The 12,860-nt window shown below is 75.6% G+C and carries 9 protein-coding genes and 1 pseudogene; 8 read left to right on the forward strand and 2 right to left on the reverse strand.

The window, feature by feature from the left end; genetic code table 11:
• The first annotated feature begins 34 nt into the window (after window positions 1-34).
• The 6 genes from rimO (at window position 35) to GTY84_RS34175 (ending at window position 4,411) form a co-directional block, all read left to right on the forward strand.
• Window positions 35-1,507, forward strand: a complete 1,473-nt coding sequence (gene rimO, locus GTY84_RS24635) for a 30S ribosomal protein S12 methylthiotransferase RimO (RefSeq protein WP_161228584.1) — start codon at window positions 35-37, stop codon at window positions 1,505-1,507.
• The gene (pgsA, locus tag GTY84_RS24640; protein ID WP_161228585.1) at window positions 1,504-2,358 is read left to right on the forward strand and encodes a CDP-diacylglycerol--glycerol-3-phosphate 3-phosphatidyltransferase; all 855 of its coding nucleotides are present in this window, start codon (window positions 1,504-1,506) and stop codon (window positions 2,356-2,358) included. The genes rimO and pgsA overlap by 4 nt, the downstream gene beginning before the upstream one ends.
• Window positions 2,355-2,900: a CinA family protein gene (locus GTY84_RS24645; RefSeq protein WP_161228586.1), complete on the forward strand. Its 546-nt coding sequence runs from the start codon at window positions 2,355-2,357 to the stop codon at window positions 2,898-2,900. The genes pgsA and GTY84_RS24645 overlap by 4 nt, the downstream gene beginning before the upstream one ends.
• Window positions 2,901-3,009: 109 nt before the next feature.
• Window positions 3,010-3,390: a helix-turn-helix transcriptional regulator gene (locus GTY84_RS24650; RefSeq protein WP_161228587.1), complete on the forward strand. Its 381-nt coding sequence runs from the start codon at window positions 3,010-3,012 to the stop codon at window positions 3,388-3,390.
• Window positions 3,391-3,551: 161 nt separating this feature from the next.
• The gene (locus GTY84_RS24655) at window positions 3,552-4,022 is read left to right on the forward strand and encodes a DNA starvation/stationary phase protection protein (RefSeq protein ID WP_161228588.1); all 471 of its coding nucleotides are present in this window, start codon (window positions 3,552-3,554) and stop codon (window positions 4,020-4,022) included.
• A complete protein-coding gene (locus GTY84_RS34175; RefSeq protein WP_237532634.1) occupies window positions 4,019-4,411 on the forward strand; it encodes a hypothetical protein in 393 nt (130 codons plus the stop codon). Before GTY84_RS24655 ends, GTY84_RS34175 begins: the two co-directional genes overlap by 4 nt.
• 589 nt (window positions 4,412-5,000) lie before the next feature.
• On the opposite strand, the gene GTY84_RS24665 is transcribed toward GTY84_RS34175, so the two are convergent.
• Together GTY84_RS24665 and GTY84_RS24670 are read right to left on the reverse strand one after the other, a co-directional pair.
• Complete coding sequence (locus tag GTY84_RS24665) at window positions 5,001-5,891, reverse strand: DNA-formamidopyrimidine glycosylase family protein (RefSeq protein WP_237532635.1); 891 nt, start codon at window positions 5,889-5,891, stop codon at window positions 5,001-5,003.
• Window positions 5,892-5,909: 18 nt separating this feature from the next.
• Entirely contained in the window at window positions 5,910-10,823 is a 4,914-nt protein-coding gene (locus GTY84_RS24670) for an ATP-dependent helicase (RefSeq protein ID WP_161228589.1), read from the reverse strand.
• Window positions 10,824-11,237: 414 nt separating this feature from the next.
• Between GTY84_RS24670 and GTY84_RS24675 the strand changes: the two genes are divergently transcribed.
• Together GTY84_RS24675 and GTY84_RS24680 are read left to right on the forward strand one after the other, a co-directional pair.
• The gene (locus GTY84_RS24675; RefSeq protein ID WP_202551698.1) at window positions 11,238-12,224 is read left to right on the forward strand and encodes an AraC family transcriptional regulator; all 987 of its coding nucleotides are present in this window, start codon (window positions 11,238-11,240) and stop codon (window positions 12,222-12,224) included.
• A pseudogene (locus GTY84_RS24680) lies at window positions 12,176-12,802 on the forward strand (AzlC family ABC transporter permease); the annotation flags it as partial. The gene GTY84_RS24675 and the pseudogene GTY84_RS24680, both read left to right, overlap by 49 nt.
• Window positions 12,803-12,860 lie beyond the last annotated feature (58 nt).

The raw sequence follows: 12,860 nt of genomic DNA on the forward strand, positions 1-12,860 counted from the left end.
TGGGCCGTCCGTGGGACGAAGTAGTCTTGAGCCCATGCCTGAAAGCCGTACCGTCGCACTCGTCACCCTTGGCTGCGCCCGCAACGAGGTGGACTCGGAGGAGCTCGCAGGCCGTCTGGAGGCGGACGGCTGGACGCTCGTCGAGGACGCCGGGGAAGCGGATGTCGCCGTCGTGAACACGTGCGGCTTCGTCGAGGCCGCCAAGAAGGACTCCGTCGACGCCCTCCTGGAGGCCAACGACCTCAAGGGCCACGGCCGGACCCAGGCCGTGGTGGCCGTGGGCTGCATGGCCGAGCGGTACGGCAAGGAGCTGGCGGAGGCCCTGCCGGAGGCCGACGGCGTCCTGGGCTTCGACGACTACGCGGACATCTCCGACCGGCTGCGCACCATCCTCGGCGGCGGCATCCACGCCGCCCACACCCCCCGTGACCGGCGCAAGCTGCTGCCGGTCAGCCCCGTCGAACGGCAGCAGGCCGGCACCGCCGTCGCCCTGCCCGGACACGGCCCCGTCGACCTGCCCGAGGGACTCGCCCCCGCCTCCGGGCCGCGCGCCCCGCTGCGCCGCCGCCTGGACGGCTCCCCGGTCGCCTCCGTGAAGCTGGCCTCCGGCTGCGACCGGCGCTGCTCCTTCTGCGCCATCCCCTCCTTCCGCGGCTCCTTCATCTCCCGCCGCCCGAGCGACGTGCTGAACGAGACGCGGTGGCTCGCGGAGCAGGGCGTCAAGGAGATCATGCTGGTCTCCGAGAACAACACCTCCTACGGCAAGGACCTGGGCGACATCCGCCTGCTGGAGTCCCTGTTGCCCGAACTGGCCGAGGTCGACGGCATCGAGCGGGTCCGGGTCAGCTACCTCCAGCCGGCCGAGATGCGGCCCGGCCTGATCGAGGTGCTGACCTCCACCCCGAAGGTCATGCCGTACTTCGACCTGTCCTTCCAGCACTCGGCGCCGAACGTGCTGCGCGCCATGCGCCGCTTCGGCGACACCGACCGCTTCCTGGAGCTGCTCTCCGCCATCCGGGCCGGGGCGCCCGAGGCGGGCGTGCGCTCCAACTTCATCGTGGGCTTCCCCGGCGAGAGCGAGGCCGACCTCGCGGAGCTGGAGCGGTTCCTGAACCACGCGCGGCTGGACGCCATCGGTGTCTTCGGCTACTCCGACGAGGAGGGCACCGAGGCGGCCACCTACGGCGACAAGCACGACGGCGACGTCGTCGCGGAGCGGCTGGCCCGGGTCTCCCGGCTGGCCGAGGAACTGGTCTCGCAGCGGGCCGAGGAGCGCCTCGGCTCGACCGTCCGGGTGCTGGTGGAGTCCGTGGACGAGGAGGACGGGGTCCGGGGCCGCGCCGCGCACCAGGCCCCGGAGACCGACGGCCAGGTGATCCTCACCGGCGGCGGGGGGCAGGTGGTCGGCCGTATGGTCGACGCGAAGGTGATCGGTACGGAGGGTGTCGACCTGGTGGCCGAACCGCTGCCGGGCACATCCGCGTCGAGCGAGGAGACGGACAGATGACCGGTGTCCCGGCGTCCGCGGCGGGCGGCTCCTCCGGCGCCCGGAGGACCGGCGCACGCGGTGCCCCGGGCACCGCGCCGGAGACGGCCCACGGCAGCGGCGCCACCCGGCGCGGCAGCGGCGAGGGCGGCACCACCGGGACGGCCGGGCGCTCCGGGGCCACCGCGGCCACCGGGACGGCCGGGCGGGGTGCCGGGACGGACGGCGCGGCCGGCTCCGGCCCGGCGGGACGCGGCGGCAAGATCACTGCGGCCGCCGTCAACCAGGCCAGCGTGTGGAACATCGCCAACTTCCTGACGATGCTCCGGCTGGTCCTCGTGCCGGCCTTCGTCGCCCTGATGCTCGGCAACGGCGGATACGACCCGGCCTGGCGCTCGTTCGCCTGGGCCGCCTTCGCCGTCGCCATGATCACCGACCTGTTCGACGGCCATCTGGCCCGCGCCTACGACCTGGTCACCGACTTCGGGAAGATCGCCGACCCCATCGCCGACAAGGCGATCATGGGGGCGGCGCTGATCTGCCTCTCCGCCCTGGGCGATCTGCCGTGGTGGGTGACGGCGGTGATCCTCGGCCGGGAACTCGGCGTCACCGTGCTGCGCTTCGTGGTCATCCGGTACGGGGTGATCCCGGCGAGCCGCGGCGGCAAGCTGAAGACGCTCACCCAGGGAGTGGCCGTCGGCATGTACGTCCTGGCGCTGACGGGGCCCCTGGCGACCCTGAGGTTCTGGGTGATGGCCGCGGCGGTCGTCCTGACCGTGGCGACCGGGCTGGACTATGTGAAGCAGGCCATTGTGCTGCGCCGGCGCGGGATCGCCGAGCGCGGAGCGGCTACGAGGGAGACGGACGTTTGAGTTCCACCGCCGCCGACGTGGTGCGACTACTCACGGCGAGGGGCCGGACCCTCGCCGTCGCGGAGTCGCTGACCGGTGGACTGGTGGCGGCCGCGATCACCGGGGTGCCCGGGGCGTCCCGGGTGTTCCGCGGCTCCGTCACCGCCTACGCGACCGATCTCAAGCGGGACCTGCTCGCCGTCGACGCCGCGCTGCTGTCATCGAAGGGCGCGGTGGACCCGCAGGTCGCGGCCCAGATGGCGGCCGGGGTGCGGCACCGGCTCGGCGCCGACTGGGGCATCGCCACGACCGGGGTGGCCGGTCCCGACCCGCAGGACGGGCAGCCCGTCGGAACGGTGTTCGTCGCCGTCCACGGACCTCTCGAACAGGATTCCGGTTCTGCCCATGGCGGAAAAGTCGCGGCACTGCGGTTGAACGGCAGTCGGGCGGAAATCCGTATGGAGAGTGTACGCAGCGTGCTGGCGCTCCTGCTGAGGGAGCTGGCGGGCGAACGGACCGGGAATCAGCGGGCACAGGATACGGAACAGAACGGGGGGTTTTGATGTTTGCAGCCCTGAGTGAACACGACATCGCTCCCCGCACGGCCGCGGCGCGAGGCGGTACGGTGGGGCGTGAAGGATGCGGTAACGCGGTCCGAGGAGGGAGCCACCGATGATTCTGCTCCGTCGCCTGCTGGGTGACGTGCTGCGTCGGCAGCGCCAGCGCCAGGGCCGTACTCTGCGCGAAGTCTCCTCGTCCGCCCGAGTCTCACTCGGCTATCTCTCCGAGGTGGAGCGGGGGCAGAAGGAGGCTTCCTCCGAGCTGCTGTCCGCCATCTGCGACGCGCTGGACGTACGGATGTCCGAGCTGATGCGGGAAGTGAGCGATGAACTCGCGCTCGCCGAGCTGGCCCAGTCCGCCGCCGCCACTCCCAGCGAATCCGTGCCGGCCCCGGTGCGCTCGATGCTGGGTTCCGTATCGGTGGCCGGTGTGCCACCGGAGCGGGTGACCATCAAGGCGCCCGCGGAGGCAGTGGACGTCGTAGCCGCCTGAGCACGTGTGCTCATGAGGCCCCGGCCGGGGCTCTCCGGTGGGATCCGGAGAGGTGCGGTCGGGGTTTTCGTGTCTCCGCGCCCGTTTGCCGCCCGCCCCGGGTGCCCCCATGGTGGAGGGAGAGGGCCGACGGCCGGGGGGCCTACCGACGGAGGGTGCGGATGTACGTCGTCAAGAGCCCGTTGTCCGACGCGAACCTGAAGGTCGTCTCCGAGGCCCTGCAGGGTGCCCTCGTCGACCTCGTGGACCTGGCGCTGGTGGCGAAACAGATCCACTGGAACGTGGTCGGGCCGCGCTTCCGCTCCGTCCACCTCCAACTCGACGAGGTCGTCGCCATCGCGCGGACCCACTCCGACACCGTCGCCGAGCGCGCCTCGGCGCTCGGCGTACCACCGGACGGCCGGGCCGCCACGGTGGCCGTCGGCAGCGGCATCGGGGTGACGCCGGAGGGCTGGGTGGACGACACGGCCGCGGTGCGCACCCTCGTGGAGGCGCTGGGCGCGCTGATCGCCCGGATGCGGGAGCGCGTCGAGGCGACGGCCGACGCCGATCCCGTGAGCCAGGACATCTTCATCCAGGTCACCGCCGACCTCGAGAAGGAGCACTGGATGTTCCAGGCCGAGAACGGATGACCGCAGTACGCACCGCGCGCCGGACCGCCGCCCTGGGGTTCGGCGCGCTGTGGTGGTGGGCGGTGCTCCGCCTGGCCCTGGCGCCCGGCGCGGGTGTGGTCGAGGGGGCGGTGGTGTTCGGCGGCTGGGGGCTCAGTGTGCTGCCGGTGCACTGTGTGCCCAAGGACCGGGCGGCGGGGGCGCTGGCCGCCGGGCGGTGGCGACGGGCACTGGGGCGGGACGGGGGCGCCCGGGGGAGCGCCCGAGGCAGTGCTTCGGCCGGTGGGCTCGGGGTTGCGGGGGCCGAAGGGGTTGCGGGAGCGGAGGGTGCCGGAGGCGGCGTCGGAGCCGGAGGCGTTGGGGCCGGGGGGACGGAGACGGCCGAAGGGGCGGGGGCTGAGGGGCCGTGAAGGGACCCAGGAGGCGCGTGGGCGCTACCGGTGGACTCCGGCGCCGAGCGAGTGCTGTAGTGCCCTGGGCGAGGGGCGAGGGGCGAGGGGCGAGGGGCGAGGGGCGAGGGGCGAGGGGCGAGGGGCGGGGAGCGAGGGGCAGCGGGGTAGCGACGGTGGGGGCGAGGCGGCGGGAGGTGCCCTTCCCGGCTGGGGGTGTGCGGGGCTGGTCCACGGCGGGGAGTGATGCCCGTGGACCGGCTCGGGCGTTCGGCGCTTTCGGCGGTGCTTCGGATGTCCGGCACATCCCGACGGTGCGTCGGGCGCTCGGCGCCGCCCGGCGGTGGTGGTGGGGTCCCCTCTGAGCGACCGGATGCTGTTCCGGGTCCACGGGCTCGGCCCCGCCCGGGGGCTGAGCGCGCCGGGCGTTCGGACCGTCCGGGGGCTTCGACGGGCTCGGTGTCCGACGCCTCCCGTCCGGCGGGCGCTCCCGGCGTTCGGGTCCCCTCGCGCTTCCGGTTCCTCCCGGCCGCCCGGGTGCGGGCCGGTTCCTTCCGTACGTCCCGCGCGGTGCGTCCACCGGGGCTTCGTGGTGCCCGAACGCCTCGGCTCACCTCGTGCGGCGGCGGTGGGGTCCGGCGCCGGAGCGGGGCTCGCTGCCCGGAGCCGGAGCCGGAGCCGGAGCCCATGCCGTGCCCGGGGCCGGGGCCGGGGCGGGCCCCGCCTGGCAGGACGGGCACCAGTACGTGGGGCGTTCGCGCGAACCGTCGCCCTGGTCGGCCAGCCGGACGGACGTGCCGCAGCGCGGACAGGGGCGGGGCGCGCGGCCGTAGACGAACAGGTTCTGGCCGCGCAGCCCCGTGGTGCGGCGCACCGGGCGGTCGCGGTTGGCCTCCAGCAGCCGCCGCGCCAGCACCGGCAGCTTCGCGGCCCGGCCGGCGGGCAGCTCGCCCACCGGGAGCCAGGGCGTGACGCCGAGCAGGAAGCACAGCTCGCTCTTGTAGACATTGCCGATCCCGGCGAGGTTGCGCTGGTCGAGCAGGGCCTCGCCGAGGGGGCGGGCCGGGTCCGCGAGGAGGTTGGCCAGGGCCCGTTCGGCGTCCCAGTCCGGGCCCAGCAGGTCGGGGCCGAGATGGCCCACGGCGCGTACCTCGTCGGCCGTCCGGATCAGCTCCAGGACCGGGAGCCGGTACCCGACGGCCGTACGGTCGGCGGTGCCCAGGATCACGCGGATCTGGTGCGCCGGACCGCCGCTCCAGCGCCGGCCGGGGGCGAACACCTTCCAGGAGCCGTCCATCCGCAGATGTGTGTGCAGGGTCAGGCCGCCCTCCACACGGGTGAGCAGGTGCTTGCCCCGGGGGACGGTCTCCAGGACCGTACGGCCGGTGAGGTCGACGGTCGCGTACCGGGGCACGCGGAAGTCGCTGCGGGTCAGCACCGCACCGGCGAGGGCGTCGTGCAGCCGCCGTGCCGCCTGCCAGACCGTGTCACCTTCGGGCATGCGTCAAGGGTGACAGGCTCAGGCCCGCAGGCGCAGTCCGCGCGGGGTGGCGATGAACCCCGCCTCCTCCAGCACGGCGCCGAAGGGGGAGGTGAGGGCGGCGGCGCCGTTGATCCGCTCCACCGTGACCGTGCCGAGCCGCCCGGCGCGAGCGGCTGACGCGAGCGCCTCGGCGGCCTCCCGCAACCGGGGGTCCGCCGGGGGCGGGGTGTCCTCGGCGGAGGGCCACAGCAGCAGGGTCTTGCCGCCGCGCTCCATGTACACCGCCGGTTCGCCCTCGACCAGGACCACCAGGGACCCCGCCTTGCGGCCCGGCTTGTGGGTGGCGCCGGACGGGGGCTCGGGCCAGGGGAGGGCGGCACCGTATGCGTTCGCCGGGTCGGCGGCGGCCAGCACCACGGCGCGGTTGACGGGCCCGGGGCGGTGGCGGCGGGCGAAGCCGCGCGCGGTGGCGTCGGGTCCGGGCGTCCGGTCGTGCCCGCCGCCCCTGGGGCCTCCGGCGCCGGGACCGGCGAAGGGGTCGCCACCGGGGAGGTCCCAGGCGTCGGCTCCGTCGGCACCACCGGTGGGACCGGGGCCGAACGGATCACCGCCCCGGCCCCTGCCCGGGCCGGAGCCTTCGGGGACGGCGGGGGCGTACGCGGAGGCCGGGGCGCCGGGTGCCGTGTCCGGTGCCGCGAGGGCCGCGCCGCGCTCGCGGGCGTTGGCGACCGCGCGCAGCCGGTCCACCGCGCCCTCCACGGCGAACTGCGCCGCCCCCAGCCCCTCCACCACGTACCCCCGGCGGGCCTGCCCGCTCTCCTCGAACGCCGCCAGGACCCGGTACACCGCGGAGAAGCCGCCCTCGACGCCCTCCGCCGCCACGGCGCCCCGGGTCACCACACCGTGCCGGTCCAGCAGGGTCCGGGCCAGTGCGTGCGCGCGCACCGTGGGGTCCGCCTCCCGCTCCGGCAGCAGGGACCAGCGGCCCGCCACGGTCGGCGGGCCGGAGCGCGAGGCGGTGCGGGCGGCGGCCGTCAGCGAGCCGTACCGCCCCCGCGGCACCGACCGCCTGGCGCGGTGGGCGGTGGAGCCCGCGGTGCGGCCCGAGCCCAGCAGGGAACGCAGCGGCGCGAGCGTGTCGTTGGTCAGCCGCCCCGACCAGGCCAGGTCCCACAGGGCGTCCGAGAGCTGGGCGTCGGTCGCGTCGGGGTGGGTGGTGGCACGGATCTGGTCCGCGATCTGACGGAAGAACAGGCCGTAGCCGCCCGACAGCGTGTCCAGGACCGAGCGGTGCAGGGGCGTCGGCTCCAGCGGGTGCGGGGGCGCGAGCAGCAGGGGCGCGGTGTCCGCGAGATGGAGGGTGACCCAGCCGTCCTTGCCGGGCAGTGAGCCCGCCCCCGCCCACACCACCTCCCCGGCGGCGGTGAGTTCGTCCAGCATGGCCGGGGTGTAGTCGGCGACCCGGGACGGCAGGACCAGCTTCTCCAGGGCGGACGCCGGCACCGGGGCGCCCTGCAACTGCTCGACGGCGCGCACCAGTCCGTCAACGCCGCGCAGCGCGTGGCCCGCGCCGATGTGCTGCCACTGGGGGAGGAACTGGCCGAGCGCGGCCGGCGGCACCGGCTCCAGCTCGTGCCGCAGGGCGGCGAGGGAGCGGCGGCGCAGCCGTCGCAGCACGGTCGCGTCGCACCACTCCTGGCCGATGCCCGCCGGGTGGAACTCGCCCTGCACGATCCGCCCGGACGCGGCGAGTCGCTGGAGCGCCCCGTCGGTGACCGCCGTGCCGAGGCCGAAGCGGGCCGCGGCGGCGGCCGAGGTGAAGGGGCCGTGGGTGCGGGCGTAGCGGGCGAGGAGGTCCCCGAGGGGGTCCTTGACGGGCTCGGTGAAGGCCTCCGGGATGCCCACCGGCAGCGCGGTGCCCAGCGCGTCGCGCAGCCGCCCCGCGTCCTCGACCGCCGCCCAGTGCTCGGCCCCGGCGATCCGCACCGGGATCGCGCGCCGGGCGGACGCCAGCTCCCGGACCCATGGTGGATCGGCGCCCCGCTCGGCGAGTTCCGCGTCCGTGAGCGGGCCGAGCATCCGCAGCAGGTCGGCGACGCCCTCGGCGTCCTTGACCCGGCGGTCGTCGGTGAGCCGGGCCAGCTCGCGCTCCAGCTCCGCCAGCACCTCCGCGTCGAGCAGCTCGCGCAGCTCCGCCCGGCCGAGCAGCTCGGAGAGCAGACGCGAGTCCAGCGACAGCGCGGCGGCCCGGCGCTCCGCGAGCGGCGAGTCCCCCTCGTACAGGAACTGGGCGACGTAGCCGAACAGCAGGGAGCGGGCGAAGGGGGAGGGCTCCGGTGTGGTGACCTCGACCAGGCGGACCCGGCGGGACTCCAGGTCGCCCATCAGCTCGACGAGTCCGGGCACGTCGAAGACGTCCTGGAGGCATTCGCGGACCGCCTCCAGGACGATCGGGAACGAGCCGTACTCGCTCGCCACCTCAAGGAGCTGGGCCGCCCGCTGCCGCTGCTGCCACAGGGGGGTGCGCCGGCCGGGGCTGCGGCGCGGCAGCAGCAGGGCGCGGGCGGCGCACTCGCGGAAGCGGGAGGCGAACAGCGCCGAGCCGCCCACCTGGTCAGTGACGATCCGGTCGACCTCCCCCTTGTCCAGTACGACGTCCGCGGCGCCCACCGGCGCCTGCCCGTCGTCGTACTCCGCGCCCGCCCGGGAGGGCTCCTGGTCGAGCAGGTCCAGGCCCATCAGATCGGCGTCGGGCAGCCGCAGCATGATCCCGTCGTCGGCGTGCATGACCTGCGCGTCCATGCCGTACCGCTCGCCCAGGCGGGCGCCGAGGGCGAGGGCCCAGGGGGCGTGCACCTGGGCGCCGAAGGGCGAGTGGACGACGACCCGCCAGTCGCCCAGCTCGTCGCGGAAGCGCTCCACCACGATGGTGCGGTCGTCGGGGACGTGGCCGCAGGCCTCGCGCTGCTCGTCGAGGTACGCCAGGACGTTGTCCGCGGCCCAGGTGTCCAGCCCGGCCGCGGCCAGCCGCGGCAGGGCGTCCTCGCGGGGCAGGGCCGACACCTCGCGCAGGAACGCGCCCAGCGCCCGGCCCAGTTCGAGCGGGCGGCCGAGCTGGTCGCCCTTCCAGAAGGGCAGCCGGCCGGGCACGCCGGGGGCGGGGGAGACCAGGACGCGGTCCCGGGTGATGTCCTCGATCCGCCACGAGCTGGTGCCGAGGGTGAAGACGTCCCCCACCCGGGACTCGTACACCATCTCCTCGTCCAGCTCCCCGACCCGGCCGCCGCCCTTCTTCGGGTCGGCCCCCGCGAGGAAGACGCCGAACAGGCCCCGGTCGGGGATGGTGCCGCCGGAGGTGACGGCGAGCCGCTGCGCGCCGGGCCGCCCGGTGACCGTCCCCGCGATCCGGTCCCACACCACGCGCGGGCGCAGCTCGGCGAAGGCGTCGGAGGGGTAGCGGCCGGCCAGCATGTCCAGCACGGCGGTGAACGCGGACTCGGGCAGCGATGCGAAGGGGGCGGCGCGGCGGACCGTGGCGAGCAGGTCGTCGGCCTGCCAGGTGTCCAGCGCGGTCATCGCGACGATCTGCTGGGCCAGCACGTCCAGGGGGTTGGCGGGGATCCGGAGGGCCTCGATGGCGCCCCCGCGCATGCGCTCGGTGACCACGGCCGCCTGCACCAGATCGCCCCGGTACTTCGGGAACACCACGCCCGTGGAGACGGCGCCGACCTGGTGTCCCGCGCGGCCGACGCGCTGCAGCCCGGAGGCGACGGAGGGCGGCGACTCGACCTGGACGACGAGGTCGACGGCGCCCATGTCGATGCCCAGCTCCAGGCTGGAGGTGGCCACCACGGCGGGCAGCCGGCCCGCCTTGAGATCCTCCTCGACCAGGGCCCGCTGCTCCTTGGAGACCGAGCCGTGGTGCGCGCGGGCGATCACCGCCGGGGCGCCCCGGGCCGCGCCCGAGCCGCCCATCAGCTCGGCGGGGGAGTGGTGCTCGTCCAGCGGCTCGCCCGCCGCCCGCTCGTGGGCGATCTCGTTGAGCCGGTTGCACAGGCGCTCCGCCAGGCGCCGCGAGTTGGCGAAGACGATCGTGGAGCGGTGCGACTGGACGAGGTCGGCGATGCGCTCCTCGACATGGGGCCAGATGGAGGGGCGTTCGGCTCCGTCACCGCCCTCGGTGACCGGGGAGCCGCCCAGCTCGCCCAGGTCCTCCACGGGGACGACGACGGACAGGTCGAACTCCTTGCCCGAGGGCGGCTGGACGATCTCCACCCGGCCGCGGGGGGCGAGGAACCGGGCGACCTCGTCCACCGGGCGGACCGTCGCCGAGAGCCCGATGCGGCGGGCGGGCCTCGGAAGCAGGGCGTCCAGGCGCTCCAGGGTGAGCGCGAGGTGGGCGCCGCGCTTGGTGCCCGCCACCGCGTGCACCTCGTCCAGGATCACCGTCTCCACACCGGTCAGCGCCTCGCGGGTGGCCGAGGTGAGCATCAGGAACAGGGACTCCGGAGTGGTGATCAGGATGTCCGGGGGGCGGGTGGCCAGGGAGCGGCGCTCGGCGGCGGGGGTGTCGCCGGACCGGATGCCGACCCTGACCTCCGGCTCGGGCAGGCCGAGCCGCACGGACTCCTGGCGGATGCCGGTCAGTGGGCTGCGCAGATTGCGCTCGACGTCCACGGCCAGGGCCTTGAGCGGGGAGACGTACAGCACGCGGCAGCGCTTCCTGGGGTCGGCCGGCGGGGGCTCCGCCGCCAGCCGGTCCAGGGCGGCGAGGAAGGCGGCCAGGGTCTTCCCGGATCCGGTGGGGGCGACCACCAGCACGTCGGACCCCTCCCCGATGGCCCACCACGCGCCGGCCTGGGCCGCGGTGGGCGCGGAGAAGGCCCCCGTGAACCAGCCACGGGTCGCGGGGGAGAAGCCGTCGAGGGCCCGGTGTGCGGAGCTGACCATGGATCCATCCTGCACCCGCCCACTGACAATCGGCCTGAACAGGGCGAATGCGGGTGAGCGGCCGGTGGGGCGAGGGCCGTGCGGACCGCCGCCCGGCGGGGTGTCCGGGAGGTCCGGGGCGCGGCGGAGCGAGGGGGAGGGGCGCGGTGTCGCGGCCCCCGGGCCCGGCTCACGGAGGACCGGCCCTCACGGCGGCCGCCCCGGGCGCCGAGGACGGGCCCGCGGCGGCCCCGGGCGGCGGCCGCGGCGCACGGCGGAGGGCCGTGACGGGGCGGGCCCGGCCGGGGAGGCGTCGGGAAGGCGTTCCGCTGCGTCGTCCGGGCGGCGGTGGCGGCCTCCCGGAGCACCCGGGCCCGGCGCGCGGCGCCCGCCCGGGCCCGCCGGGCGCCCGGCCGGGTGACGGAGAATGGACGCATGGCGGGATCGGACGAGCGGGCGCGGCACTGGCGGTACGCCGAGTTGCCCGGCGTGGACCTGCTGCGCGCCCGGTACGTGCGCAAGACCTTCGTCCGGCACACGCACGAGCACTTCGTCATCGCGGCCATCGCCGACGGGGTGGAGCGCTTCCACCACGGCGGGGCCGAGCAGTACGCGGGCGCGGGTTCGCTCGCCCTGATCAACCCCGACACCCCGCACACCGGCCGGGCCGGGGTTCCCGAGGGCTGGCGGTACGGCGCGGTCTACCCGGCGCCCGCAGTGGTGGCCGCCATCGCGGCGGAGACCACCACCCTGCGCGGCACCCCGGGCTTCGTCCGCCCCGTCCTCGACGACCCGTACACCGTGGCCCTCGTGCACCGGGTGCTGCGGGCCGCCGACGAGGGGGACGCGCTCGCCGCCGACACTCTGCTGAGGGTGGCCGTGACCCGGCTGCTGCGGCTGAACGGCGGCCCGCTGCCCGCGCGGCGGGTGCGCACGGCCGGGGCCCGCACGGCGGCCCGCGCGCGTGCCCTGCTGGAGGAGCGGATGGCCGACCCGCCGAGCCTGGAGACGCTGGCCCGGGAGCTGGGCACCGGCCCGTTCGCGGTGCTGCGGGCCTTCCGGGACGCCTACGGCATGCCGCCCCACACCTGGCTCACCGACGCCCGGGTGCGCCGGGCCCGGCGGCTGCTGGACGCCGGGACGACGCCCGCCGAGGCCGCCGTCGCCGTCGGGTTCACCGACCAGCCGCACCTGCACCGGCACTTCACGCGCATGGTGGGCGTGCCGCCCGGTGCCTACCGGCGCGAGCGCAAGAACGTACAAGACACGAGGGGAGAGTTTCTCCTATCGTCCGACATGTGCCAGATCAGACAGCCGTCCCGCACGACACGGGTACACAAGACAAACCGGACGCAGCCGTCGTACGGGACGCCCTGGGCGTCGGGGTCGCCGTGGGGCTCTCCGGCTTCGCCTTCGGGGTGACCTCGGTCGGCAGCGGCCTCTCACTGCTCCAGACCTGCGCGCTGAGCCTCCTGGTGTTCACCGGGGCCTCGCAGTTCGCCCTCGTCGGAGCGCTCGCCGCGGGCGGCAACCCGCTCACGGCCGCGGCCGGGGCGTTCTTCCTCGGGGTGCGCAACGCCTTCTACGGGCTGCGCCTGTCCCAGATGCTGGCCCTCCCGCGCGCGCTGCGGGCACCGGCCGCCCAGTGGGTCATCGACGAGACGACGGCCGTGGCCCTGGCGCAGCCCACCCGGCGCAGCGTGAGGATCGGCTTCGCCGTCACCGGGGCCACCCTGTACGTGCTGTGGAACCTCACCACCCTGCTCGGCGCCCTGGGGGCGGAGGCCATCGGGGACACCGACGCCTGGGGCCTGGACGCGGCCGGCCCCGCCGTGTTCCTGGCGCTGCTCGCCCCGATGCTGCGCACCGCCACCGAGCGGGCGGTCGCGGCCCTGGCCGTCCTCCTGGGGCTCGGTCTGCTCCCCGTCCTGCCCGCAGGTGTGCCCGTCCTGGTGGCCGCTCTGGCGGCACCGGCGGTTCTGTGGGCGGAGGGCCGCCGCGGGGGAGGCGCCGGTACCGGGACGGTCACCGGGGAGCCCCCGGCCGGGGGCTCCGGGA

Origin of the sequence: Streptomyces sp. SID8352 (assembly GCF_009862265.1) — a bacterium.
GTDB lineage: Bacteria > Actinomycetota > Actinomycetes > Streptomycetales > Streptomycetaceae > Streptomyces.

Bases quoted from the DNA above. Each gene is read 5' to 3' on its own strand.
- rimO (WP_161228584.1), top strand. From the start codon at position 35: ATGCCTGAAAGCCGTACCGTCGCACTCGTCACCCTTGGCTGCGCCCGC.
- pgsA (WP_161228585.1), top strand. From the start codon at position 1,504: ATGACCGGTGTCCCGGCGTCCGCGGCGGGCGGCTCCTCCGGCGCCCGG.
- GTY84_RS24650 (WP_161228587.1), top strand. From the start codon at position 3,010: ATGATTCTGCTCCGTCGCCTGCTGGGTGACGTGCTGCGTCGGCAGCGC.
- GTY84_RS24655 (WP_161228588.1), top strand. From the start codon at position 3,552: ATGTACGTCGTCAAGAGCCCGTTGTCCGACGCGAACCTGAAGGTCGTC.
- GTY84_RS34175 (WP_237532634.1), top strand. From the start codon at position 4,019: ATGACCGCAGTACGCACCGCGCGCCGGACCGCCGCCCTGGGGTTCGGC.
- GTY84_RS24665 (WP_237532635.1), bottom strand. From the start codon at position 5,891: ATGCCCGAAGGTGACACGGTCTGGCAGGCGGCACGGCGGCTGCACGAC.
- GTY84_RS24670 (WP_161228589.1), bottom strand. From the start codon at position 10,823: ATGGTCAGCTCCGCACACCGGGCCCTCGACGGCTTCTCCCCCGCGACC.
- GTY84_RS24675 (WP_202551698.1), top strand. From the start codon at position 11,238: ATGGCGGGATCGGACGAGCGGGCGCGGCACTGGCGGTACGCCGAGTTG.